Source organism: Microbacterium sp. AC145 (assembly GCF_979258505.1).
The window spans coordinates 50722-73228 of the sequence record NZ_OZ409859.1 but is presented as its reverse complement, the minus strand read 5'-3'; the positions used below and the strand labels follow the sequence as shown (position 1 = coordinate 73228).

Sequence of the window (22507 nt, the reverse complement as noted above, 5' to 3'; positions counted from 1 at the left end):
GAATGTTCCGGGGTGCGTCGAATCCGTTGCAGCCTCCCACCCACAGGTCGCGATGTGCACTTCGGATCCCCCGAGCCCCCGACACGAGTGTCACGGGGTGCCATCGAAATGTCTCGTGTCCGCTCGCCAACCATCGACGTCGGGCGAGGAGCCTTCCGAAACAGCCGTTAGGCTTCGACACGTGACGGAGCCCTCTACCACGATCGGTGTGGACCTTGCGGCCGGGAGCCCCCACACCGCGCTCTCCGTTCTCCGCTGGGGGCCGAAAGGCGCCGTGCTCAGCCATCTGGCCGTCGGAGTGACGGATGAGGACATCGTGGACTCGGCCGCCGGATCGTCGAAGATCGGCATCGATTGTCCGCTCGGCTGGCCCGACAGCTTCGTGGCTTTCATACAGGCGCACTCTTCCCTCGCCGTATCCGACGCCCCGGTCGACGGAGGGATGGACTGGCGCCGTTCACTCGCATTCCGAGCCACGGATCAGCGGATCCGCGAACGGATCGGTCGTTGGCCTCTCAGCGTCGCCACTGATCGCCTCGGCCTCACCGCCCTGCGGTGCGCGGGCCTGCTCGGTCGGCTTGCCGAGGCGGGTCACGACGTGGACCGCACCGGGGAGCGGCAGATCGTCGAGGTCTACCCTGGAGGATCGCTCCGACTCTGGGGGCTGCACGCTCCCGGGTATCGCACCAGTGCAGACATCCGCGCACGCGTGCTCGCGGATCTCATCGAACAAGCCCCGTGGCTGATGATTGGTCAGTACGCCGACGCGCTCGTGCAGTCGGCCGACGCGCTCGACTCGCTCATTGCCAGCCTGAGTGCCCGCGCCGCACAGATCGGCGCCGTCGAGAGCGTGCCCCCTGCGCTGAGAGAACAGGCAGAGCGAGAAGGCTGGGCAGCGTTGCCGACGGGGCAGGTGAGGGATCTGCTTGTCCCGCAGCGCAGAGATCTCTGAGCATCGAGGTCGCGGAGTTCTCTGTTGCCGCTGGGGTTGTGCGCACGGGCGTTACCGCTGCAGCTCACCCGAGCAAGGCAAGGCCCCGCGTCCCAGTGTTTCTAAGGAAATCGGGGCCTTCGTGGTGGCGGTGACGGTGGGATTTGAACCAGATCGCAAACCTCCGCTGGAAGGTGGCTCGGAACCCCAGCGCACAGGTAGTCGAAATGCGCACCAAAATGCACCACGCCCCACCCCGGATACGGAAAAACCCCCGATTTCTCGGGGGTTTCCATGGCGGTGACGGTGGGATTTGAACCCACATTCCGGCCTAGCAAGCATGCGCAGCCATCTCAGATCAGCGTTACTGCGCGGATCCTGGTTTACTCGACGAGCGGTGAGTCTGGCGAGTTGTTAGCACCTCGTTAGCACCGGACATTAAGGCCGCCAAACTGCGACCCGTTCTCGCGGGGGATCTCCGACCACAATCCACGACGCCGGATCCAGAGTTAGTCCGTGTCGTGTCGCGAGGAACTCCGCGGCTTCCCGAAACGGCGGGACATCCTGTTCCTCGAAGATGTCATCACTCGAAGCGCCGATGACGTCGTACGAGAGAGGCGACATAGACGACTCTTCTTCAGCACCACTGTGGGTGCCTACAACCTCCGCGTAATACCTGCCAGAGGACCCGTCAAGCCCGAGTTCGCCAACAATAATCCAGAAGTAGTTGATGGCGCGCTTCGCTGATCCCCTCAGATCCTGCAACATCTCGGCCGGAGGATTGCCTTGGCTAGGGAACATCGGATCCATGCTGATCCTCACCGATTCCAATGATCGCTATGCGGAACGACGGAGTGCTCGCTCCTGGACGTAACGCTCGCGAACCTCGAGGCTCCGCCGCGCCGGCTCAGATCGAGAGTATCGCTGTGTCAGCCGCTCAGCGTTGCGCTGAACTTGGGCGTCGACCCTGCTGCGGGCCGCGTCATCCATTGAATGCCTGCTCATCATGACCCCCTTGCTCCTCGTAACCACAACGTAGCGCTAACCTCCGACATTCCTGTGTCGCGACTGTTGCGAGTTCAGGGATGCTGGACCTTTGATCACCGCGACAACAAGCGCCATGGTGCGCGCCATCGCTAGCACAGCCGACCGCTGCGGGCCGCCGATCGCACCCGCGGATGCGTTGTTCACGCTCAAGAGTCCGAGCTGGACACTCTTGGCCTTGACCGGGACAGTATAGAAAGTGTCGTACTTCTTCTTGGCCCAATCTACGCCGTAGACCTCCTCTGGCGCGTTAGAGACCTCCGGCTCCTCATCCGCACGATCGAGTAGCGACCAGATCGTGTTCTCCGGATCCTCCCGCTCGATGAAGGGACGGTCCGGACGGTCGTACCGCCCGTGCTCCGTCCCATGCACAGCGCTGTCTAGAATTCGACGCCCCCCGGCCTCGCGCCTCATCGTGTAGTAAGTCGCTCGGCTACCATCACCGACCGCACTTGCCGCCTGCCTCGCTACAGTGCGCCTCAATGCCTTGGCCTGTTCATCTCTCGCCCTGCCAGTCAGGAACATCACCTCGATCGCCTCGCTCAGCACGACATTCAGGTCGTCGATCGCCTTCTCGGCTGACCTCTCACTCTCACGAAACTTCAAACTGGCGACAGTCTGGTCGTAGCGGTCGGCAAGTTTGTCTCCGAGAATGGCGACCGCAGCAGCAATTCCCGCGGCGATGCGAATCCCGTGCCACGCGGGGTCTCCCCAAATGAGCGGCCCGAAAACGGCAACTACAGCTCCGATAAACGTTGCGATCGTGAAGATCTGCCGTCTCTTGAACTTGGACAGCAGTGGACCACAAGCGTGGAGGAACGCTCCCAGCTCCTTGGTACCTGAATGATCGCTCTGCGGCATGAGGCCATCGTGCCAGACAGCCGCATCAAAGCGTCCACGAACAGTGCGCAATGGCCGAAGTTGGTGTCCCTCGCGCGCGCGACCCCCTCCTGAGCGGGCCGGGGAGAGAGGAACACTCCCCCGGTCGGTGTTCCGCCCCCGAGGCCATCCCCGGATTTCTCGACGGGGGGCCTCGGGGACGAGGGTCAGGCGCGGACGATGCTCGCGTCTGGGTGGGAGGAGAGAGTCATGCGGAGCTCTTCGCTCACGCGATGGTCATAGAGCAGGTCGGCAGCGTCACTATCGACGTACACGACATCGAAGGTCATCCCCCTATGGGACTGACCTACTGATCGGAAGCGGATGCTGCCACCTGAGGGTGAGTCGATGCGTTGGTCACCGTTCGTTCCGCGCACTCACCATCCATCAGCGAGCGGCACCTCGAAGTCGTGCAGTGCCATGCCCGCGAGGTTATGGCTGCGCGAGACGACCGCGACCGTCTTGCCCTCCGCTGCTTCGAGCAGAAGGCCAAGCGCTGCGTACTTGTTCACGTGTCTGCCCCCTAGGGTGTGAAGCATGGACTGGGGACTCGCTGTCGGCATCCTGGGCGTCGCAATCTCTGCCGCGACGCTCTGGTTCGTGCTACTCGATCGCGCCGAGCGTAAGCGGACCATGCGTATCGTTTCCTGGAGCTTCGGCGTAACCACGACGGTGCATGAGAGCGCGAATGGACGCCGCGAGCACACCGCGACGTACCTGAGACTCACCAACAGCGGGGGAAGCTCCGGCCAGATCCAGGCATCTGCCCTCGTCGGCGCGACCGTGATCGCCACCGACAATCCGCTCGTTCCGGGCACCGTGCTTCCCGGGAGCCATCACGACTTCAAGATCGAACCCACCGATTATGCGAAGGTGTGGCTGCTTCTCGTCTATACGGACTCGTCGGACATGCGATTCGTGCATGCGATGTGGGTTCCGCTCGATCCAGTCGGAACACTGGGTAAGGAGTACTACGCCGAGCGCAGCCGAAACTCGACATGGTGGAAGCGCCTCTGGCGCAAGCACAGGGCCACCGGAATGGTCGGCCCGGGCGGCGAGACTTATCGGTCGATCAAGGGCACGAATGCGAAGACGATCTCCGCGTTCCTGAAGAACGCCACTCCCGCGATCTTCGACGGCAGCGGCACGAGGATTCATTCCTGAGGCCTGAAGTGGCAAGCGCTACGCTGACGTCATGCCGAAGTACAAAGACTCTCCGGAACAAGCCGAGGCAAGTCTGCGCGCGAGCGCAGACGCGATCTGGAAGCTGGACAAGGCACTCGGCGTCGCCGAGGAGCGCTCAGAGCAGCTGGAGCAGGAAATCGACCGGGCATTCGATGCCGGAGACGCGGATCAGCAGGCGAAGCTTGAGGAAGAGATGGAGCGAGTCCAGCAGGAGATCGAGGACATCAACACTGACCTCGCAGGTGCGAACCAGTACCACATCGACAACCAGAAATTCTGGGGCATCTAAGCCCCGGGCTATCCACGCCTGATCACCACCAGGCCGGCATCGCGGGGTAACGCAAACAGCCCGGCACGATGGCCGGGCTGTTCCGCGATTGAGGTAGGGACGCGAATCGGCCGCTAGATGGTGGCTTTGAGAACTCCAGTCGGGACGTCCACAATGTACTCCTGGGCTGGCGCCTGCGGCATACGAGCGAGCATCCATTCCGGATCGACCAAACACTCATAAACCTGGCCTAACCCGCGTGTATGCGTGCGCAGATACACTTCAGCCACCGCGCGCGACGTCGTCCATGAGAGACCTCGCGCGTACTCAGGCGTGGCTGCGCGCCACATCCGGAGTGGCCCGGCCGGCCTCGCCGACGGATCCAACGTGAAGCCATTGATGAACCCGAAGCTTCGAAACGCGGCGCCCCATTCCCGTCGGGGATGGTGGATCAGAGGAGGACCGTTTTGCTGCCACGCCGAAGAGAGCACGGCCGCTTTGCGATCGACAGACGTCGAGCTCTCCAGCACCCCCACCATTCCTTCAATTGACCATCGACGCAAGGCGTCAGGATGCATGGCCTTCCGAACTCTGCTTCTAGACGACACGACGGGGTTGATTGTTCGGGGTCAGGTACATGCTTCCGGCGGGCAGGCCCGACGCCGCGCTCGTAACGGTCGGTAGGCCGACGAATTGGAAGCCGACGGCGTCGGTCACGGAGAAGTTCAGGCCGGGCTTCCCAACGGAGACACCGTTGTTGCTGACTACCGCCTGATAGTTGCCCGAGATGACCGAGACGCCTCCGCCAGATCCGGCCTTCACTGACGCGCCGCCCGGGAACTCCACTGATCCGCCGTTGGCGGGGTTGATCGCCATGCCTCCGGCCGTGATTCTTCCCGTCGCCCCGTCGATGACGATCTGAGAGGCGCCAGCACCGACGAAGATCCTCCCGCCTTCGATGCGGATGCCGTCGGCGGTGATCTTTCCCGTGAGGTCGAAGTCACCCTCGAGATCGACGTTTCCCGCAATCGAACCGCCCTCGTCTGAGTCGAATCTCCAGGGGCCGACCCAGTTGAAGTTCCCGTCGCCGTCGAGTGTGCCGACCACCTGGAGAGTGCCGCCACTGTCAATTAGAAGAAGTCCTCCGATGAACCGGAGCCGACCATCCTTTACCGAAGCGCTCTCGAATGGGTTCGCACGCAGCAGCTCCTCGAGCGCGGATATTCGCTTCTCAAGAGCACTGTCGTTGGGGTTGCTGATCATTCGTCTGGTTCTCCTGGTCTTGAGGTTTGGACAGGGTATTCGTCGAGCATGCGCACTGCTTGGTCGAGCGCCCGTGCGAGGGCCGCGGCTTCTTCGCGGCTTAGTCCGATGTGCACAGCGATGTCTTTGACGCTGACGATCGAGCGCTCGGGGACTGCGGTCACTCGCAGCCCCTGACGCGAGCCGATTCGTCCCGTTACGCGGATTGGCTGATTGCCGATCATCGTTCCTTTCTTTGCGTGCAATGGGGTCGGCTCGCCTGAGAGCCGACCCCATGCGAAGCATCCGGTGAGCGAGCTACACCGGATCGACTCGAATCAGATGAGTGGCCTTCACCGGCTCGGATATGAGGGCAGCGGCCGGTCCAACATCAGCTCGGGTTCGACCGGCGCGTCCACCACCTGCACTACGGGACGGCTTCGAATCTTGGAGTGGACGTCAGCGATGCCATTGAGGCGGACCCCACCAGCGGCGAGCGCGAACCAGTCGAGGTGTGACAGCGTCTTCCCTTCGAGGTAGTACCGCCCGCCGTGTCCCCAGTTATCCTCTGCGGCGAACAGGACTGAGAAGTCCTTGCTCATCCCTGCGACCGGCTCGAGGCCGAACGCAGTGGAGATCAGGATTCGGAATGAGGCGATCGGCTGGACTGCAAACCACGACTTCTTCGCCGCCCGGTACGCGGTGATCGTCGCGTCGTCCTGATCGATGACGAAGTCGGATGTTGTCGAGTAGGAGATTCCGTGCTGCTGCACGGCGTCCACGAGCGGAGTGATCGCCTCGTCGAAACGTGGCCGCATCTCGGTGATGAGGTCCTCGAGATGGGGGACTGTGTCGATGACGACCTCGCGAAGCAGCGCCTCTTGCACCTTCCGGACGCCGGGAGCCATCCCTCGGTTGGAGCCGATTCCGTTTCGGTCGTGGAGTCTGATGGAGATGTCTGTAACGCGCTCGCGCAGCTCTTCGTCGGTCATGTCGAGCAGCCGGCCCGACGGTTCGCTCTCGTGCGCTTCTGCGATCTGGGCGAGGTGCAGCCCGCGAACCACGGGAGCAGGAACGTCCATGCCGAACGATCTACACCGTTCAGCGAATGTGCGGATGCTGGACCAGGTCATGAGGGAACCTCAACTTTCTCGATGGAGCTCTGCTCGAGCATCTGTTGAATCTGCATCGGTCGCGTGTGTGCGGGCAGATATCCGTCTTTGTAGACGTACTTCTGCCCACCGCCGACCAGGTCCACCACGACACACGCTGCGATCACGCGATACGCGGCCTGCCCGTGAATGTACGAATTGATTGGGTTCGCCATGCTTACGCTTTCTCTGCTCTCTGTCCCCATCCGGCTCTCGCCGCAAGCGGGTGGGTCTGAGGCGCGGGGGACTCAGCGCCCGGTCCCCATCCGGCTCTCGCCGCCAGCGCCGAGATTGTTCCCCCGAACTGCTTCGGCGCGGCAAGGCGGTCATCGAGTGCTGAGAAGACTCGTTCCTTGGTTGCCGCGGCCACGGGGATTCCGAGCCGTGCGCAGATCTGATCCCGCAGGCTGGCCTTCGGGGCTGAAACCTGCGGCGATGCGGGACTGACACGGTCACTCCGTGCGAAACCGCGGATCGGTGATGTTGTCAAGCGGGACTCCTAACGTCGTTTCTTCATCTGGTCGAGCCAGTCGGCATCGTGCCGATTGGCTTCGTACTCGGCGACGGATATGCCCCGTTCGTGGCACCATCGTCGTTTCTGTTCCTCGACGGGCAACGGGCGCACACGTGTTGTCGTGCGCCGACGCTGCGGCCGAGATGGATCCGCCCGCCTCCGACTTCGTGTCGGGACGGGCGGTGGAACAACCTGTGCGGCATCGGGTCGCCACGGTTCAGAGCGCAGCCAACTGACAGCGAACGCGATCTGAGAGGCAGGTTTGCCCTTCACCGATGCCGCGTAGGCCTTCGTGGCCGCGAGGATCTCCTCAGCGGTAGCAAGCTTCCTCGCACGGGCGTACCCCGCGAGCGCACGGGCCTTGTCCTTGTGCCGCGGATAGAAGCTCCACCACAGCGCTGCCTCGTCCACATCCAAGGGGCCGAGATCCAGCGCGACACTCATGCTGCACCACTGTTCGGGATCGGCGCGACGTCCCAGGACATCACCGCACCTGTTACTAAATTCGGTTGCTCTATAGAGCCTGGCTTTGCCTGCGTCGCCGAGCCTATGCCGCGCCTAGGGGACTCACGCGTGATGTCACCCTCCCCGTCACGCCGTGACTCACTCTGTGACTCGGAGCGGGTCGGCTTCTGTCGCTTACGCTCGCGTTCCCGCTGCTTACGGATCCGCGCCTGCTCTCGGTAGTGGTCAACCTCAGCCTTCGTACTCTGAGATCCGGCCCAGTCCCTCACGACGAATCCGCCGTCTTTGAGCCGGTCAACGAGATCGGCCGCAACGAGTTCGTCAATGACGGCCGTCGGGATGTCAGCCGGATATAGGAACCGCATCGCAATCGGTGGAATCTGCCCGTCCGTGCCCTGCTCGGTAGCCCACATCAATGCTGACGTGAACACACGCCACGCACGGTCACTGAGCGCTGCGATCTTCATGTTCATGAGCCACCGCCCTGGGAGCCTCGCATCAGTCACGACACCCCTCTCCACTGTCGGCCTCGAGGGCGTCCGCCGCGCGCTTGCGGTCGATCTCCTCGATCGCGTCGCGGATGATGATCGCCGCCGCTATCAGGCGCTCTTCCGGCGTCATGGTCACGACGCGGCCTTGTGGTTATTGCGGCGCTCGGCATGTGCTGCGTGCTCAATCAGCGCTACAGCAGTGCTGCGCGCGATATCGGGTGTCAGCTCGGTACCGTCCGGCACGCTGAGTCTCACAGTGTGTGGCTGGTCATCGAATCTGTTCAACAGTCCGACCTCAATCCGGTTCCCGCTTCCGTAGATCACTCTCACGACTAGTCCCTCTACTCCTCACTCTTTCGAGTCGTGCAGCACGAGCGGCACGCTCGGTATCTGACAGCTTCCTTTTCTCGCGAATCGCAGATAAAACACTGAAGTTCGCGCGGGAAACCTCGAACTCGGCCCACCCGTCCCCCGACCGGATCTCACGCACGAAATCCTTGTGAGCTGACAGGCGGCGTAACGTGCGCAGCTCAATGGTGTTCGACGTGTGGATCGAGACTCGGTCGTCGTCCCGCATGTAGGCCACGGATGTCTCCTGCTCAGCACGCGCGGTCATAAGACTTCCGCTCGATCGCGAGCGTTCAGCAGCTCTCGGAGCTCGTCGTCGAGCGCATCCGAGACTCGCTCCGATGCTTCTCCCCTGAGCGCCTCGTAGATCAGCTCACATGCAGGGCAGATCGGGACCTCAGGATCATCTGCGCATCCCGAGCTGCCCACGCGCAGCTCGGGTTCATAGCGAACACCGCAGAGGGCGATGATTTCTCCACCCAAGATCAGCGCGCGTTCGAGTTCGGATTTCTTCGCATAGTGGTTGAGGTCATCGCCAGCGATGTTCATCGCACCTCAGCCGTGCTCGAGCGTTCGCTGCGTTCCAACCACGCGAGAACTTCGGATTCTGGGTAGATGACGATCCGTGGCGTGGGCTTTCGAAACTTCGGTCCCTGCCCTCTGAACCGCAATTGGGCGAGGTTGGTCTTGGTCATGCCCGGGATCAGTTCGCAAGCCTGCGCGGGACTTAGGTACTTCGGCTTGGATGCTTCAGCCATCTCGGTTTCCTTCCCTAAAGCGTTGAGATCGAACGTTTCGCGTGGACTCGGCCGAGCTCCCCACGCGGGATCATCGCGACCCCCCTCAAGCTGCATCTGCAGCCTGGATTCCGCTGTTGAGTTCATCGGAAGCATGGTGGGCGATGACGGCCTAGCTTTTCGAATGATGCGACCGATTTTCGGTACTTGCGCGTACCGATTAGAGCATGTTTCGAAGACAGGCGCAAGTATAAAGCTGAAATGGGTTACTATCGGGTCATGATCACACCCATCGATGACAGTTTCGGATCGAGATTTCTCGCAGCTCGGCGAGCGGCCGGGCTGAGCCAAGACGCGATCGTCGAACGCATCGAGCTCGACGGCATTCGGCTTCACGTCACGGCGATCGGCAAGGTTGAGCGTGGCGAGCGGCGAGTCACCGTCGGCGAGGCGATGGCGCTAGCAAAAGCACTTGGCCTCTCGCTCGATGAGTTGCTAGGCATCAATGGCCCGCTGGAGGGAGCCAGGGCGCTGCTGCGAGACGCTCGGACCGAGCTACTCAAAGCAAGCGGTGCTTATTATCGAGCTTTGAGCGAGTTCGCAGCGGCTGTGACGGAGAACTATCTAGACATCTCAGACGAGGAGAGGGCGCGGGTCGCTCGAGAGGTCAACCTCGCGACGCCAGCGCGCTTGATCGCTGTGCATGGCATGAAGCGCCTCTCCTCAGATCTGACTCTTCGCGACGTAGACACTCAGCTCGGAATAGGTGCGGACCTGTTGCGGATCGACGGCGCCGACCGACTGGCAATTCTCGAAGCCGCCGGCGGGCTTGAGGCAGTCGCCCAGATGGTCGGATCTGATGGGTAGCGTCCACTCGTACGCCGTGAAGACGTCTCGAAAGCCGCAGTACTACGTGATGTATCGCGACCCGAGCAACAAGCAGCGGATGAAACGTGGCTTTGTTCGGAAGGTCGACGCCGAGCAGTATCTTCGCTCAGTAGAGGTGTCGAAGGATCGAGGGGAGTACGTCGACCCCGCAGACGCTCGAGCAACTGTGGGACGCCTCGGTACTGATTGGCTCGCGTCACAGAAGGCCGTTATGAAGCCGTCGAGCTTCCGCTCTATCGAATCGTCGTGGCGGGTGCACGTCGAGCCGAAGTGGGGCGACCGGGAGATCGGCGGCATCCGCCATTCGGAAGTGCAATCGTGGGTGTCGACGCTGTCCGGTTCAATGAGCCCCACGGGCGTTCTGCGGGCCTATGGGAACCTCGCCGCCATCCTGGACGTTGCGGTGCGGGATCGGCGCGTAACTCGCAACGTCGCGCGGCGGGTAGCACTTCCGCGCAAGAAGTCGTCGCGAAAAGTCTTCCTCACCCACCAGCAAGTCACGAGACTCGCCGAGGCATCGGCGCATCCGGACCTTGTGTACTTTCTCGCCTACACCGGCCTGCGATGGGGCGAGGCGACAGGACTGCGACTGAAGCACGTCAACGTACCCAAGCGCCGCGTGCAGGTCGAGGAGAACGCCGTGATGGTGGGAACGGCGATTGAGGTCGGCACACCGAAGACGCACGAGATCCGTTCCGTTCCTTACCCGCAGTTTCTCGCGCCTGCGATCCACGCCCGAATCACAGGTAAGCGCGAGGGCGACCTGCTGTTCGGCGACGGGAAGCTGCACATGCGGCTTCCCAACTCCCGAGACGGATGGTTCGCGGCCGCGGTGCGACGACTCATTGACGCCGACGAGATCGCCGCGGAAGAGGCCGAAGCACGCGGCGAGCACCCTCCCGTCGTCTTCCCGCGCATCACCCCACACGATCTCCGGCACACGGCCGCGTCGCTCGCCATCTCGGCCGGCGCGAACGTCAAGGCCGTGCAGCGGATGCTCGGCCATGCCTCCGCGGCGATGACGCTCGACGTGTACGGCGAGCTATTCGACGACGACCTAGACGACGTGGCCGATGCGCTCGACAGGGCGCGCATCTCGACGGAGTGTTAGCACGCTGTTATCACGAGGCGACTTCAGGGCAAAGAAAAACCCCCGCGATCCCAGTTTTACAAGGCATTGCGGGGGTTTTGATCTGGCGGTGACGGTGGGATTTGAACCCACGGTAGGGGGTTACCCTACACAACTTTTCGAGAGTTGCACCTTCGGCCGCTCGGACACGTCACCGCGGACTAGCTTACGACAACCCGCGCCACGGCGCGAATCGAGACGCCGCCCAGCATCCGCCCACCATCCGCGCAGCACTCATGGCGCGTCCTCGCGAGACCCCGTTCGGTCGGCGAGACCCGCGTCCTGCGTGCGGGTCTCGCCGACAGAGGCGGGTCTCGCGCCCAGACCTTTTCCCCGGGCGCACCCTCCGGCGAACGTCGAGGGTCCAAGTTAGGCTGTCCTAAAGGCAGAGCACGGAGGGGACGCACATGGGCTTCATCACATCGGAGGCGCTGGCAGAGACCGGATACGTGGTGCTCGACGATCACGACCAGGCATCCGACCCCGCCGAGTGGCTCGACCTCACCTACATCGGCTGGCGCTCGTCCGGCGTCACGCGCTTCGCCCCGCTCGCGAGCTACGCGGGCGAGATCGAGTGCAACGGCTTCTGGAACCACACTCCTCCCCGCAGCGACAAAGAGGGAGTGTGGGTCGAATCGCAGGTCGCGATCGCGCCCACCCTGCAGCGCCGTGCGCTCGAACCAGGAGCCGGGGTCGGTCGCTGCCGCGTGATCGAGCTGCAGCCCAACGAGTACGCGGATGCCGTCTACAACCTGCACCAGGACGACAACAACCGCCTCAACGACGACGGCACCGGCTGGGTCGTGCGCGGCTATTACAACCTCTCCGACGACACCGATTCGCTGCTGCTCCTGCGCTCCGATCGGTTCGACCCCGCGACCGAGGTCCGTCTCCCGCTCCGCGAGGGATCGCGCATCATCGTCGACACCCAGCGCTTCTGGCATGCGGTGTGGCACCGGGGCACGACCCCGCGCTACGCCCTCATCACGTCGTGGACCTCGGGCCCCGAGCTCGACGCCTACATCGAGAAGAACAACGGCGACCCGAAGCCTGCGACCGTCGACCTCGACGCGCAGCTCGTCGACGACGCACAGGTCGAGCTGCACCGCCGCATCGAAGAGCGCCGCCGCGTCTTCGAGGCGCAGGGCATCGTCATGGAGCCCCGGGCCGACCTCAGCGTCTGACGCGACCTACCGCGTTTCGTCTCGTCGCTGCGCTCCTCGCTCAACGACCGGAACGCAACCCGCCCGTTGAACGCGTTTCGTCTCGGTGCTTCGCTCCTCGCTCAACGACCGAACGCACCCCGCCCGTTGAACGCGTTTCGTCTCGGTGCTTCGCTCCTCGCTCAACGACCGAACGCACCCCGCTCGTTGAGCGAGGACGGCGAAGCCGACCGAGACGAAACGCACTCAACGATCGAGGGCCGTGCGCCCGTCTTCCAACCGGACGACCCTGTCGACGGTCCCGACCGGCGGGGCGACGTGCGAGATCAGCAGCACCGACTGCTCCCCCGCCGCCTGCAGCAGGTCGCGCAGCAGAGCGTCAGATGCGTCGGGATCGACGCCGGCCGTCGGCTCGTCGAGCACGAGCACGGGGAAGCCGCGCAGCAGCGCCCTCGCCAGGGCGATCCGCTGAGCCTGGCCGCCCGAGACGAGCCCGCCACGATCGCCGACCCGGGCATCGAGTCCGCCGCGCTCCCGCACCCAGGCGCCGAGCCCGACCCGGTCGAACACCGCGAGCAGCTCGTCATCGGTCGCGGTGTCCCTGGCGAAGAGCAGGTTCTGGCGGATGTCCTCATCGAACAGCTGCGGACTCTGCTCGCACAGCCCGATCGTGCGGCGAAGCGCCGGGCCCGACAGCGCCTCAGCGTCCCTGCCGCCGACGGAGTACTCGCCTTCGACCCGCAGGAATCCGACGAGAGCAGCTGCCAGCGAGCTCTTGCCCGCACCGCTCGGCCCCGACACGAGCACTCGCTCACCCGGATGCAGGTCGAGGTCGATCCCCCGCAACGCAGGAGTACCGCCGGGCCACCAGGCGCGCACGCCACGCAGTCTCAGCACGGGCGAACCGGAGATCTCGGCGTCCTCTCCGTCGTCCGACCGCAGCTCGGCCGGAACTTCGGAGGGCAGCACGTCGACGATGCGCTCGGCGCTCGACCGCACGCTGCGCCAGGATGCCGCGGCGATCGGCACCGCTCCGAACACCTCGAACACGACCATCGGCACGAGCACGGCGACCGCGAGCCAGGGACCGTCGATCGCGCCGGTGGTGAGCCCGGGAGCAGTGACCGCCAGCGCCCACACCGACGCCGCGCCGGCCACAGCCGACACAACTCCGGCGGCGATCGCCTGGGCCAGCGAGGCTCTGCTGACCGCATGGCGAAGATCGGCATCCGCCTGCCGCACGCGCTCGCGCGCCTGCGGTTCGGCATTGTACGCGAGCAGCACGTCGAGCGCGCCGAAGTAGTCGGTCAGCGCGGCCGAGAGATCCCCGCGACGCCGCGAGACGGCCGCTTCGGCGCGAGACCCGAAGGCCCAGCCGAGACCGATGGCTGCAGCCGCCGCGATCACCAGGCACGCGGCAAGGGTGAGCGCGGCCGGCACCGACACGAACAGCAGGAATCCCACCACTCCGAGTGCGACGAGCCCCGCCACCGCTAGGGGCTGCACCACCCGCAGGGGCAGGTTCTGCAGGTTCTCGACGTCATCGACGAGTGCCGACTGCACCCGGCCATGGTCGGTGCGTCCGAGCCCTGCGGGAGACAGCGGAGTCAGCCGCCTCACCATGTCGGCGCGCGTCGAGGCGAGCTGACGCAGCGCCGCATCGTGTCCGCTCAGCCGCTCGAGATACCGCGTCACTGCTCGGGACACCGCGAAGAACCGCACCCCCACGACGGCGATCGACAGCGGCACGAGCGAATCGACGATCGAGGCGCTCACGATCAGCCACCCGCTCACCGCGAGCAGGCTCACCGCGGCGCCGGCCGAGAGGAATCCCCAGATCGCACCGGGCAGGAAGCGACGCAGCGGCGGCTGCGCGAGACGCAGGATGCCGCGCACACGCGCCGCCCGGGTCTCTGCGCCCCGGCTGGGTCCCTGAGCCTGTCGAAGGGTCATACGCTCACCCCCAGCTCGACGACGTGGTCGGCGATCGCCCTGGCCGAGCGGCGGTGCGACACCAGGAGGATCGTGGCTCCGGCATCCGCCCGCCCGCGCAACGACGCCCAGAGCCGCTCTTCGGTCTCGGGGTCGAGGGCGCTCGACGGCTCGTCCAGTGCCAGCACCGCGTCGGGGCGCTGCGCCTGCCGGTACAGCGCCCGCGCGACCGCGACGCGCTGCGCCTGGCCACCCGAGAGCCCACTCCCCTGCACACCGAGCTCGAGCGCCGGGTCGAGGTCGTTCGCGCGGGCCTCGTCGAGCGCGTGGCGGATGCCGTCGGCATCCGGTGTCTCATCGCCGAGCGTCACGTTGGCGGCGATCGTGCCACGGCTCAGCTGAGGGCGCTGTCCGGCCCAGGCCAGCCAGTCCGACGGCGCGAGGTCGTGCACATCGACACCGCCGACCGCGGCAGAGCCTTCGAACTCGACCGCGCCGCGCAGAGCCGCGAGCAGACTCGACTTGCCCGCGCCGCTCGGACCCTCGATCAGCGTGATGGTTCCGGCGGTGGCCGTGAAAGAGACCGGCGGCAGATCGCGCACCCGCAGGTCGGTGACGACCAGGTCGCGCGCGTTCGCCGTTCGCAATTCAGCATGGATGTCGTCGCGACCGGCTCTCAGCCCGTCAGAAGACCGGTTGTCGGCATCCCATGCAGAATTGGGAACCGTGGCCCGCCGAGCCTCTGCCGCATCCAGCACCTCGAACACGTCTTCCGTCGCCGCGACCCCCTCAGACGCGGCGTGGAACTGTACGCCCACCTGACGGATCGGCAGAAACGCCTCGGGTGCGAGCAGCAGCACGAACAGTCCGACCTCGAGCGACATGTCGCCCGACAGCAGCCGGAACCCGATCGCGACCGCGATCAGCGCCACGGCGATCGAGGCGAGCAGTTCCATCGAGAACCCCGACAGGAACGAGAAACGCAGCACCTTCATGGTCTCGCGGCGGTACTCGTCGGCCGTGTGCTCGATCTGCGTGGCGGCGCGGCGCTCACGTCCGAACAGCCGCAGCGTCGAGAGCCCCTGCACGGTGTCGGCGAAACGTGCCGCGAGGCGCTGCAGCGTCTGCCACTGTTTTCGCTGCACCGTGCGGGTGGCGATGCCGATCAGGATCAGGAACAGGGGGATCAACGGCAGCGTGACGATCGCAGTCAATCCGCTCGGCCAGTCCTGCCACCACATCACGGCGACGAGCACAGGCGTCGCGACGACCGTGAGCACGAGCTGCGGAATGTAGCGGGCGAAGTACGCGTCGAGAGCTTCGAGCCCGTGGCCCGCGGTCACAGCGAGCCCTGCCTGATTACGCTGCGCGAGCCAGCCGGGTCCGAGCCGCCCGACGGCCGCGATCAGCGCGGCGCGGAGCTGCATGCCGGTCTTCGCCGCAGCGCGGGTTCCGGCGGCATCCGAGGCGGCGATCAGCACGCCCCGAAGCGCCGCCAGCCCGAGCAGCCACAACAGGGATGCCGTGACATCACGACCCGCGAGGGCGCCGGTGACGGCATCCGTCAACATCCAGGCGAAGGCGATGGTGACCGCGGTCTGCGCGACACCGATCACGCCCGACAGCAGCAGGAATCCGCGCGCCGCGCTGGCGTAGCGCAGCAGGCGGACGTCGACCGGTTTCATACGTCAGCGCGTTTCGTCTCGGGCACGCTTCGCGCGGCCTCGCTCAACGACCGGGGCCCGACCACGCTCCGCGCGGCGTCGCTCAACGACCGGGATTCGGGCACGCTCCGCGCGGCCTCGCTCAACGACCGGGGCCCGACCACGCTCTGCGCGGCCTCGCTCAACGACCGGGATTCGGTCGTTGAGCGGGCGAAGCAGAAACCGTTTCTCACGCGTGCGCCGGAGCCCCCTCGATCGAGCTGCGGGTGACCCGCTTGCGGAAGATCCAGTAGGTCCACGTCTGATACGCCAGCACGAGGGGCAGGGCGATCAGCGCGGTCCAACTCATGATGGTCAGCGTATACGGCGTGCTCGATGCGTTCTCGATCGTGAGGCTGAACGCCGGGTCGATCGTCGACGGCATCACGTAGGGGAACAGCGCCGCGAACAGCATCACCACAGCGGATGCCACGGTCACAGCCCCCGCCGTGAACGCCCGTCCGTCACGGCCGCGCAGCGAGAACAGCACCGATGACACGAGGGCGAGAGCTGCGACGAGCCCGCATCCGACGACCATCCACAGCAGCGGCGCCTCGCGCCCGGCGGCCATGACGAACGTCCAGACCACGGTGCCGGCGGCGGCGAGCACGGTCGGCCCTGCGGCGAGCTTCACCAGGCGACGAGCATCCGTGTGCACCTGCCCGTCGGTCTTGAGTGAGACGAACAGCACGCCGTGCAGGAAGAAGAGCAGCAGCGTCGTCACGCCGACGAGCAGCGCGTACGGGTTCAGCAGCGCGAAGAACCCACCCACATAGATGTGGTTCTCATCGATCGCCACCCCCTGCACGATGTTGCCGAAGGCGACGCCCCAGAGCAGCGCGGGCACGGCCGAGCCGATCACGATCATCCGGTCGAAGCCGCGCTTCCACTTCGCCGACTCACGCTGGTGGCGGTACTCGAACGACACTCCTCGCAGAATCAGCGCGAGCAGGATCAGCAGCAGCGGCAGATAGAACCCGCTGAACAGCGTCGCGTACCACTCGGGGAACGACGCGAACAGGCAGGCACCGGCGACGATGACCCAGGTCTCGTTGAGATCCCAGATCGGGCCGATCGTGTTGATGACCTGGCGACGCGAGACGTCGTTCTTGCCGAGGAACGGCAGCGACATGCCCACGCCGAAGTCGAACCCGTCGAGCACGAAGTAGCCGACGAAGAGGAAGGCGACGATCCAGAACCACATGTATTCCATGACTGTTCCCTTTCTCAGTACACGACGGACGGCAGCTGGGCCGTCTCCTCGTGGGGCTGCTCTTCGGTGTCGGGGCCCTTCTGGGCCGCCTTGATGATGAGGCGGATCTCGACCACGGCGAGAGCGGCGTAGATGGCGGTGAAGGCGATCAGCGAGATCAGCACCTCGACGCCGCTGACACCCGGCGAGACACCGTCTTGCGTGGTCATGAGTCCGAACACGATCCAGGGCTGCCTGCCCATCTCTGTGAAGACCCAGCCCATGATGTTGGCGACGAGCGCGAGCGGGAACGACCAGATCGCGAGCTTCCACATCCACGGTGCGGGCGGGTTCTTGGCTCCCTTGCGGGTGACCCAGAGGCCGACGACGGCGACGAGGGCTGCGGCCATGCCGAGGCCGATCATCCAGCGGAACGCCCAGTACGTGACCCAGAGAACCGGGGCGAACTCGGTCAGGCCGGTGTCGGCGAAGGTCGTGGCGTACTCGGCATTGAGGTCGTTGATGCCGTGCACGCACGCGTCGAACGTGTGCGTCGAGAGCAGCGACAGCAGATACGGCACGCGGATCGAGAACAGCTCAGAGCTGCCGTCGGGGGTGCCCAGCGTGAAGAGGCTGAACGAGGCATCCGGTCCGCACACCGTGTTGAAGGTCGCCTCGGCGGCGGCCATCTTCATCGGCTGCGCCGCGTACATCGCGAGGCCCAGCTGGTCGCCGGTGAGCACGACGCCGGCGGTCGAGACGATCATCGCCCAGAGGCCGAACTTCAGCGAGATGCGCATCGTGTCGAAGTGCTGGCCGCGGGCCAGGTGCCAGGCCGACACCGAGATCACGACACCGGCGGCGAACATCAGCGCACCGAAGATCGTGTGCGGGAAGGCGGCGAGCGCTACGGGGTTCGTCAGCAGCGCCCAGAAGTCGGTGAGCTCGGCGCGGTTGGTCTCGGGGTTGAAGACGTAGCCGACCGGGTTCTGCATGAAGGCGTTCGCGGCGATGATGAAGTACGCCGACAGGATGCTGCCGATCGAGACGCACCAGATCGTGGCGAGGTGCAGTTTCTGCGGCAGCTTGTCCCAGCCGAAGATCCAGAGGCCGATGAACGTCGCCTCGAAGAAGAAGGCGAGCAGACCCTCGAAGGCGAGCGGGGCTCCGAAGACGTCGCCGACGAAGCGCGAGTAGTCCGACCAGTTCATGCCGAACTGGAACTCCTGCACGATGCCCGTCACGACGCCCATGGCGAAGTTGATCAGGAAGATCTTGCCGAAGAAGCGCGTGAGATGCAGGTACTGCACCTTGCCGGTGCGCACCCACGCGGTCTGGAAGATCGCGGCGACGAGCGCCATGCCGATCGTCAGCGGCACGAAGAGGTAGTGGTAGACGGTCGTCAGACCGAACTGCCATCGAGACAGGACCAGCGGGTCTAGCCATTCCATGAGCGACTCCTTCTTCCGTGCCCCGATTGCTTCCGTGTCCCGGGGGTCACGCTAACCACTGGCCCTCAGCCCCCGCGGGGCCGCCGGCCGTGAATAAGACAGATGCTCGCCTAGGCGGCGGTCATCTCCGTCAGACGCAGCTGCACCACGCATTCCGCAGGCACAGCGCAGTCCGCCGCGAGGGCGGGGGTGCGCACGGCCTCGGCAGCGAGCGGCCCACCGGCTTCGGTGAGCACCCCCTGCATGAGGCCGAGGTGCACGGAGCACAGCATCGGACGGTCTTCGGCGCGACCCGCGGCGTGCGGGCACGGGCTGAGATCGACGGTGAGCTGCTCGTCATCGACGACGGGCTCGAAGCCGCTCTCCTCCAGGTGTTCGATCAGGGCATCCAGCTGATAGGTCGCGTCACGACCGAGGGCGGATGCCGAGGCAGGGTGCACCCGACGCAGCAGATCGCCGCGCTCGGCGGCGGCCTTCGCCTTGTTCCGGGCGATGGGGCTCGAGGCATCCGCTGTTCCGGTCGCCGCGCTGTACAGCGTGCGCGGGCGCCCGCGGGTGGTGCGGTGCTCGCTGGCCTGGATGACGTAGCCGCCCTCGATCAGACGCTGCAGGTGCTCGCGCACCGTGTTGGGGTGAAGGCCTGTGGCCGCGCACAGCTCGCCGATGGTGAGTTCCGCGCGTGTCTGCCCTGTGGTGGCCTCGAGTCCGGTGGTGGTCTCGAGTCCGGTGCCGCCCTCGAACAGCGCGTGCAGGATCCGCACGCGCGAGAAGGTCGAGATCGGCCCGCAGACGGGCCCGCCGTTGGCCATGAACCCAGTATCCCGTTGTGCTGTCGCCATCGGGAGTGGTTCGGCCGTGAATAATGCGCCCCGCAATAGGGATGTCGGATACCGGCGATAGCCTGGCTGCATGGCCACCCGCAAACCCGCTCCCCCTGCCTATGTCTGCACGGAATGCGGCTGGACGACCGCCAAATGGGTGGGTCGGTGCGGCGAGTGCCAGCAGTGGGGAACAGTGCAGGAGCAGGGCGCGCAGACCGGCATCCTGAACCGCGTCACCGCCCTCGCCCCGACGGCCGACCGTGCCGCGCGTCCCATCACCCAGATCACGACGGCCGATGCACCGCGACGCACGAGCGGAGTCGGCGAGTTCGACCGGGTGCTCGGCGGGGGCATCGTGCCGGGTGCGGCGATCCTGCTGAGCGGCGAGCCCGGCGTGGGCAAATCGACGCTGCTGCTCGAGGTGGCGGCGCAGGCGGCACGGGGCGGCCGACGCGTGCTCTATGCGAGCGCCGAGGAGTCGCCCGGTCAGGTGCGCCTGCGCGCCGAACGCACCGGAGCGCTGCACGACGAGCTGTACCTCGCGAGCGAGACCGACCTCGCGACGATCCTCGGCCACATCGATGCGGTGCAGCCGCAGCTCGTGATCGTCGACTCGGTGCAGACGGTGTCGTCGTCGCTCATCGACGGTGCGGCAGGCCAGCCCAGCCAGGTGCGCGAAGTGGCGGCGACGCTGATCCGCGTCGCGAAGGACCGCGGACTGCCGGTCATCCTCGTCGGGCACGTCACGAAAGACGGCACGGTCGCAGGACCTCGCGTGCTCGAGCACCTCGTCGACGTGGTCTGCCACTTCGAGGGCGACCGGCAGACCTCGCTGCGATTCATCCGGGCGCTCAAGAACCGCTTCGGACCGACAGACGAGGTCGGATGCTTCGAGATGACCGGCGAAGGCATCGCCGAAGTGCCCGACCCTTCGGGACTTTTCCTCTCGCAGGGCGAGACCGAACCGGGCACCTGCGTCGCGATCTCGCTCGAAGGCCGTCGCGCGCTGCCCGTCGAGGTGCAGGCGCTCACGATCACCACCTCCGCGCCCAACCCTCGCCGCGTCGTGCACGGACTCGACGCGTCGCGTGTGGCGATGGTGCTCGCGATCCTCGAGCGACGCGCGGGCATCAAGACCAGCAACCTCGACGTGTACGTGTCGACCGTCGGAGGGGTGCGCTTCACCGAGCCCGCGGCCGATCTCGCGATCGCCGTCGCCGTCGCGGGGTCGATCCAGCAGATCTCCGTGCCCCGCACGGTCGCCGCGGTGGGCGAGCTCAGTCTGGCCGGTGAGATACGCCCGGTGACGCAGTCGGCCCAGCGTCGGTCCGAGGCCTCGCGACTCGGCTACGACCAAGTCGTCGACGACCGCTCGAAGACACTCCGGGCTGCGCTGAACGACGTCCGCTCCCGCAACACCTCGCGGCGCTCGGAGCGCGACATCCCGCCCTTCTGATCGTTTCGTCTCGGTCGGCTCCGCCGTCCTCGCTCAACGAACGAATCACCGCACCCCGGGAGTCGCGCCTCGTCCCGGTCGTTGAGCGAGGAGCGAAGCCCCGAGACGAAACGCGGCAACGTTCCCACCCCGGATCAGGCGTCGAGGGCCTTGAGGATCTCTTCGGGAGACGCCTGCATCGGATGCGGGCCGGCGATGTCGAGGAACACCGTCGTGATCGGATGCGTGGCGAGGAACTTCCGCAGCCAGTCGGCGGTGTAGATCCCGACGCCCGGAGGCAGGTTCTCCGGCTTGTTCTTCGCGTCGCTGAACAGCAGCAGGGCGAGATCGCCCGAGTTCGGGTCGCGGTACGTCCACACCTCACCGCTGTCGAGCGGGTTGTCGCGCGCGCCGGGCTTGATCAGTGGCACGACCGTCGTGCCGTGACGCAGCGCCAGGGCGACCGCGGCAATGTCCTGCTTCTCGAGCGCCTGCGCGAGAGCATCCGAGCGGAAGTCCTCGGGCGCGGGCTTGTTCTTGCCGGACTTCGCCTTCTTCGATGCCATGACTCCAGCTTATTCGCGACGCGAGCGCGATCGTCCGCGCGAGGGACGGAGCCGCCGTGGGCGTGCAAAGAAATAGGGCCCTCGCGAAGGTCCATTGGGGATGGAGACAGTCGAAAGGGCCCTGGGGCTCTCGAGCGGCAGTGTCGAAGCGCTGGGGACGCTATGGTTCGACGCCACTGGGGATGGCATGCGCCGCAAAGATCAAGAGAGCCATCTCTATGGTATCCCAAAGAACGGGTGGTGTCAGCACAGGCGCTCCCGCGCACGTTTCAGACGACGATCCCAGCGGTCAGTACAGCAGGATCTGCGCGGTGGTCGCTGCGGGGAACCCGCCGATCTCGACCGACACGTGATACGACGAGCCGCCGCCGGGAGCGCGCGGACGGTTCTCCTGCGCACAGGTGTCGACGCTCGAGCGGGTGCGATCCCACACCACGGGCACCTTGCTCGTCACCGTGGCGCCGGCGGCGAGCGTGGCGATCATGCTGCTCGGGTTCTCCTGGCAGTCGCTCGAGCGCCACCACACGTCGGCGCCGCTCGAGACCGTGAACCGCTGGGTGGTCGATCCGACATCGATCGTGCAGTCGGCCGACCCGCGGTTCGTCAGTGAGATCGACAGATTGGGCAAAGCGCCCGCGGGGTACGACTCGGCATCCGTGACGGCTGCGACCTCGACGTCGCCGGCCTGGCACGCGACGATGCCGGGGGTCTCCTCGACGCTCGGTCCATCGGTCGGCGTCTCCCCCGCCTGCGTCTGCTCGGGTGACGGCGACGGCGATTCGCTTTCACTTGGCGGTGTCGTCGCCGGCGTCGACGAGGACGTCGGCACCGGCGAGGCTTCGGTCGCTGCGGCCCATGGCTTCGCGACCAGCAGCCACACCGAGACGCCGACGACGGCGAGCACCAGGATCAGCGCGACCAGGGTCACCAGTCGCCGACGACGATAGACGGCGGCAGACTGACGGGGCATGT

26 protein-coding genes and 1 tRNA gene are annotated in these 22507 nt (G+C 65.6%); 7 read left to right on the top strand and 20 right to left on the bottom strand.

Going from position 1 to position 22507, the window contains the following annotated elements:
• Positions 1-181: 181 nt before the first annotated feature.
• Positions 182-952 (top strand): DUF429 domain-containing protein, encoded by a 771-nt coding sequence (locus tag ACZZZN_RS00335; RefSeq protein ID WP_463503275.1) that lies wholly within the window; start codon positions 182-184, stop codon positions 950-952.
• Positions 953-1369: 417 nt separating this feature from the next.
• On the opposite strand, the gene ACZZZN_RS00330 is transcribed toward ACZZZN_RS00335, so the two are convergent.
• The 3 genes from ACZZZN_RS00330 to ACZZZN_RS00320 form a co-directional block, all read right to left on the bottom strand.
• Positions 1370-1741 carry a hypothetical protein gene (locus tag ACZZZN_RS00330; protein WP_463503274.1) on the bottom strand — a complete coding sequence of 124 codons (372 nt, stop codon included), beginning with the start codon at positions 1739-1741 and terminating at the stop codon, positions 1370-1372.
• Between the two features lie 231 nt (positions 1742-1972).
• Positions 1973-2836, bottom strand: coding sequence for a hypothetical protein (locus tag ACZZZN_RS00325; RefSeq protein WP_463503273.1), 864 nt, complete (start codon positions 2834-2836; stop codon positions 1973-1975).
• Between the two features lie 395 nt (positions 2837-3231).
• Positions 3232-3366 (bottom strand): hypothetical protein, encoded by a 135-nt coding sequence (locus ACZZZN_RS00320; protein WP_463503272.1) that lies wholly within the window; start codon positions 3364-3366, stop codon positions 3232-3234.
• A gap of 25 nt (positions 3367-3391) precedes the next feature.
• Here ACZZZN_RS00320 and ACZZZN_RS00315 point away from each other — a divergent pair, with 25 nt between their 5' ends.
• On the top strand, positions 3392-4018 hold the full coding sequence (locus ACZZZN_RS00315) for a hypothetical protein (RefSeq protein ID WP_463503271.1): 627 nt from the start codon (positions 3392-3394) through the stop codon (positions 4016-4018).
• 31 nt (positions 4019-4049) lie between these two features.
• Positions 4050-4328: a hypothetical protein gene (locus tag ACZZZN_RS00310; RefSeq protein ID WP_463503270.1), complete on the top strand. Its 279-nt coding sequence runs from the start codon at positions 4050-4052 to the stop codon at positions 4326-4328.
• Positions 4329-4904: 576 nt separating this feature from the next.
• Here ACZZZN_RS00310 and ACZZZN_RS00305 read toward each other — a convergent pair.
• The 9 genes from ACZZZN_RS00305 to ACZZZN_RS00265 all read right to left on the bottom strand — a co-directional run bounded on the left by ACZZZN_RS00305 (position 4905) and on the right by ACZZZN_RS00265 (position 9276).
• Positions 4905-5570: a hypothetical protein gene (locus tag ACZZZN_RS00305; protein WP_463503269.1), complete on the bottom strand. Its 666-nt coding sequence runs from the start codon at positions 5568-5570 to the stop codon at positions 4905-4907.
• Positions 5567-5794 carry a hypothetical protein gene (locus ACZZZN_RS00300; protein ID WP_463503268.1) on the bottom strand — a complete coding sequence of 76 codons (228 nt, stop codon included), beginning with the start codon at positions 5792-5794 and terminating at the stop codon, positions 5567-5569. Before ACZZZN_RS00300 ends, ACZZZN_RS00305 begins: the two co-directional genes overlap by 4 nt.
• A gap of 108 nt (positions 5795-5902) precedes the next feature.
• Positions 5903-6541: a hypothetical protein gene (locus ACZZZN_RS00295; protein WP_463503267.1), complete on the bottom strand. Its 639-nt coding sequence runs from the start codon at positions 6539-6541 to the stop codon at positions 5903-5905.
• A gap of 137 nt (positions 6542-6678) precedes the next feature.
• Positions 6679-6876, bottom strand: a complete 198-nt coding sequence (locus ACZZZN_RS00290) for a hypothetical protein (RefSeq protein WP_463503266.1) — start codon at positions 6874-6876, stop codon at positions 6679-6681.
• A gap of 323 nt (positions 6877-7199) precedes the next feature.
• Positions 7200-7658: a hypothetical protein gene (locus tag ACZZZN_RS00285; protein ID WP_463503265.1), complete on the bottom strand. Its 459-nt coding sequence runs from the start codon at positions 7656-7658 to the stop codon at positions 7200-7202.
• Positions 7655-8152 (bottom strand): hypothetical protein, encoded by a 498-nt coding sequence (locus tag ACZZZN_RS00280; protein ID WP_463503264.1) that lies wholly within the window; start codon positions 8150-8152, stop codon positions 7655-7657. The genes ACZZZN_RS00285 and ACZZZN_RS00280 overlap by 4 nt, the downstream gene beginning before the upstream one ends.
• Before the next feature lie 25 nt (positions 8153-8177).
• Positions 8178-8306 carry a hypothetical protein gene (locus ACZZZN_RS00275; protein WP_463503263.1) on the bottom strand — a complete coding sequence of 43 codons (129 nt, stop codon included), beginning with the start codon at positions 8304-8306 and terminating at the stop codon, positions 8178-8180.
• 476 nt (positions 8307-8782) lie between these two features.
• Positions 8783-9067 carry a DUF3039 domain-containing protein gene (locus tag ACZZZN_RS00270; RefSeq protein ID WP_463503262.1) on the bottom strand — a complete coding sequence of 95 codons (285 nt, stop codon included), beginning with the start codon at positions 9065-9067 and terminating at the stop codon, positions 8783-8785.
• Positions 9064-9276 (bottom strand): helix-turn-helix transcriptional regulator, encoded by a 213-nt coding sequence (locus ACZZZN_RS00265; RefSeq protein ID WP_463503261.1) that lies wholly within the window; start codon positions 9274-9276, stop codon positions 9064-9066. Before ACZZZN_RS00265 ends, ACZZZN_RS00270 begins: the two co-directional genes overlap by 4 nt.
• Positions 9277-9534: 258 nt before the next feature.
• Here ACZZZN_RS00265 and ACZZZN_RS00260 point away from each other — a divergent pair, with 258 nt between their 5' ends.
• A complete protein-coding gene (locus ACZZZN_RS00260) occupies positions 9535-10122 on the top strand; it encodes a helix-turn-helix domain-containing protein (RefSeq protein WP_463503260.1) in 588 nt (195 codons plus the stop codon).
• 232 nt (positions 10123-10354) lie between these two features.
• Positions 10355-11254, top strand: a complete 900-nt coding sequence (locus ACZZZN_RS00255; RefSeq protein WP_463503259.1) for a tyrosine-type recombinase/integrase — start codon at positions 10355-10357, stop codon at positions 11252-11254.
• Between the two features lie 83 nt (positions 11255-11337).
• Here the strand turns inward: ACZZZN_RS00255 and ACZZZN_RS00250 are convergent.
• Positions 11338-11428: transfer RNA gene (locus ACZZZN_RS00250), tRNA-Ser, on the bottom strand.
• 251 nt (positions 11429-11679) lie between these two features.
• On the opposite strand from ACZZZN_RS00250, the gene ACZZZN_RS00245 reads away from it, so the two are divergent.
• Positions 11680-12456: a hypothetical protein gene (locus tag ACZZZN_RS00245; protein WP_463503258.1), complete on the top strand. Its 777-nt coding sequence runs from the start codon at positions 11680-11682 to the stop codon at positions 12454-12456.
• 225 nt (positions 12457-12681) lie between these two features.
• Here the strand turns inward: ACZZZN_RS00245 and cydC are convergent, their stop codons facing one another.
• From cydC to ACZZZN_RS00220, 5 genes are all read right to left on the bottom strand, one after another.
• The gene (cydC, locus tag ACZZZN_RS00240) at positions 12682-14388 is read right to left on the bottom strand and encodes a thiol reductant ABC exporter subunit CydC (RefSeq protein WP_463503257.1); all 1707 of its coding nucleotides are present in this window, start codon (positions 14386-14388) and stop codon (positions 12682-12684) included.
• Positions 14385-16052, bottom strand: a complete 1668-nt coding sequence (cydD, locus tag ACZZZN_RS00235; RefSeq protein ID WP_463503256.1) for a thiol reductant ABC exporter subunit CydD — start codon at positions 16050-16052, stop codon at positions 14385-14387. The genes cydC and cydD overlap by 4 nt, the downstream gene beginning before the upstream one ends.
• Positions 16053-16260: 208 nt before the next feature.
• Entirely contained in the window at positions 16261-17283 is a 1023-nt protein-coding gene (cydB, locus tag ACZZZN_RS00230; protein ID WP_463503255.1) for a cytochrome d ubiquinol oxidase subunit II, read from the bottom strand.
• 14 nt (positions 17284-17297) lie between these two features.
• Complete coding sequence (locus ACZZZN_RS00225; protein WP_463503254.1) at positions 17298-18713, bottom strand: cytochrome ubiquinol oxidase subunit I; 1416 nt, start codon at positions 18711-18713, stop codon at positions 17298-17300.
• 110 nt (positions 18714-18823) lie between these two features.
• Positions 18824-19522 carry a helix-turn-helix transcriptional regulator gene (locus ACZZZN_RS00220; protein ID WP_463503253.1) on the bottom strand — a complete coding sequence of 233 codons (699 nt, stop codon included), beginning with the start codon at positions 19520-19522 and terminating at the stop codon, positions 18824-18826.
• Positions 19523-19622: 100 nt separating this feature from the next.
• On the opposite strand from ACZZZN_RS00220, the gene radA reads away from it, so the two are divergent.
• Positions 19623-20990 (top strand): DNA repair protein RadA, encoded by a 1368-nt coding sequence (gene radA / locus ACZZZN_RS00215; RefSeq protein WP_463503252.1) that lies wholly within the window; start codon positions 19623-19625, stop codon positions 20988-20990.
• 134 nt (positions 20991-21124) lie between these two features.
• On the opposite strand, the gene ACZZZN_RS00210 is transcribed toward radA, so the two are convergent.
• Positions 21125-21535, bottom strand: a complete 411-nt coding sequence (locus ACZZZN_RS00210) for a dehydrogenase (RefSeq protein WP_463503251.1) — start codon at positions 21533-21535, stop codon at positions 21125-21127.
• Positions 21536-21824: 289 nt separating this feature from the next.
• On the bottom strand, positions 21825-22505 hold the full coding sequence (locus ACZZZN_RS00205) for a hypothetical protein (protein ID WP_463503250.1): 681 nt from the start codon (positions 22503-22505) through the stop codon (positions 21825-21827).
• Positions 22506-22507 lie beyond the last annotated feature (2 nt).

Excerpts from the sequence above, each read along its gene's own strand:
- ACZZZN_RS00310 (WP_463503270.1), top strand. The coding sequence starts at position 4,050 with ATGCCGAAGTACAAAGACTCTCCGGAACAAGCCGAGGCAAGTCTGCGC.
- cydB (WP_463503255.1), bottom strand. The coding sequence starts at position 17,283 with ATGGAATACATGTGGTTCTGGATCGTCGCCTTCCTCTTCGTCGGCTAC.
- ACZZZN_RS00305 (WP_463503269.1), bottom strand. The coding sequence starts at position 5,570 with ATGATCAGCAACCCCAACGACAGTGCTCTTGAGAAGCGAATATCCGCG.
- ACZZZN_RS00330 (WP_463503274.1), bottom strand. The coding sequence starts at position 1,741 with ATGGATCCGATGTTCCCTAGCCAAGGCAATCCTCCGGCCGAGATGTTG.
- ACZZZN_RS00290 (WP_463503266.1), bottom strand. The coding sequence starts at position 6,876 with ATGGCGAACCCAATCAATTCGTACATTCACGGGCAGGCCGCGTATCGC.
- ACZZZN_RS00270 (WP_463503262.1), bottom strand. The coding sequence starts at position 9,067 with ATGAACATCGCTGGCGATGACCTCAACCACTATGCGAAGAAATCCGAA.
- ACZZZN_RS00295 (WP_463503267.1), bottom strand. The coding sequence starts at position 6,541 with ATGACCGACGAAGAGCTGCGCGAGCGCGTTACAGACATCTCCATCAGA.
- ACZZZN_RS00205 (WP_463503250.1), bottom strand. The coding sequence starts at position 22,505 with ATGCCCCGTCAGTCTGCCGCCGTCTATCGTCGTCGGCGACTGGTGACC.
- ACZZZN_RS00245 (WP_463503258.1), top strand. The coding sequence starts at position 11,680 with ATGGGCTTCATCACATCGGAGGCGCTGGCAGAGACCGGATACGTGGTG.
- ACZZZN_RS00260 (WP_463503260.1), top strand. The coding sequence starts at position 9,535 with ATGATCACACCCATCGATGACAGTTTCGGATCGAGATTTCTCGCAGCT.
- ACZZZN_RS00225 (WP_463503254.1), bottom strand. The coding sequence starts at position 18,713 with ATGGAATGGCTAGACCCGCTGGTCCTGTCTCGATGGCAGTTCGGTCTG.
- ACZZZN_RS00300 (WP_463503268.1), bottom strand. The coding sequence starts at position 5,794 with ATGATCGGCAATCAGCCAATCCGCGTAACGGGACGAATCGGCTCGCGT.
- ACZZZN_RS00220 (WP_463503253.1), bottom strand. The coding sequence starts at position 19,522 with ATGGCCAACGGCGGGCCCGTCTGCGGGCCGATCTCGACCTTCTCGCGC.
- ACZZZN_RS00285 (WP_463503265.1), bottom strand. The coding sequence starts at position 7,658 with ATGAGTGTCGCGCTGGATCTCGGCCCCTTGGATGTGGACGAGGCAGCG.
- cydD (WP_463503256.1), bottom strand. The coding sequence starts at position 16,052 with ATGAAACCGGTCGACGTCCGCCTGCTGCGCTACGCCAGCGCGGCGCGC.
- ACZZZN_RS00210 (WP_463503251.1), bottom strand. The coding sequence starts at position 21,535 with ATGGCATCGAAGAAGGCGAAGTCCGGCAAGAACAAGCCCGCGCCCGAG.
- ACZZZN_RS00280 (WP_463503264.1), bottom strand. The coding sequence starts at position 8,152 with ATGAACATGAAGATCGCAGCGCTCAGTGACCGTGCGTGGCGTGTGTTC.
- cydC (WP_463503257.1), bottom strand. The coding sequence starts at position 14,388 with ATGACCCTTCGACAGGCTCAGGGACCCAGCCGGGGCGCAGAGACCCGG.
- radA (WP_463503252.1), top strand. The coding sequence starts at position 19,623 with ATGGCCACCCGCAAACCCGCTCCCCCTGCCTATGTCTGCACGGAATGC.
- ACZZZN_RS00255 (WP_463503259.1), top strand. The coding sequence starts at position 10,355 with ATGAAGCCGTCGAGCTTCCGCTCTATCGAATCGTCGTGGCGGGTGCAC.
- ACZZZN_RS00265 (WP_463503261.1), bottom strand. The coding sequence starts at position 9,276 with ATGGCTGAAGCATCCAAGCCGAAGTACCTAAGTCCCGCGCAGGCTTGC.
- ACZZZN_RS00325 (WP_463503273.1), bottom strand. The coding sequence starts at position 2,836 with ATGCCGCAGAGCGATCATTCAGGTACCAAGGAGCTGGGAGCGTTCCTC.
- ACZZZN_RS00315 (WP_463503271.1), top strand. The coding sequence starts at position 3,392 with ATGGACTGGGGACTCGCTGTCGGCATCCTGGGCGTCGCAATCTCTGCC.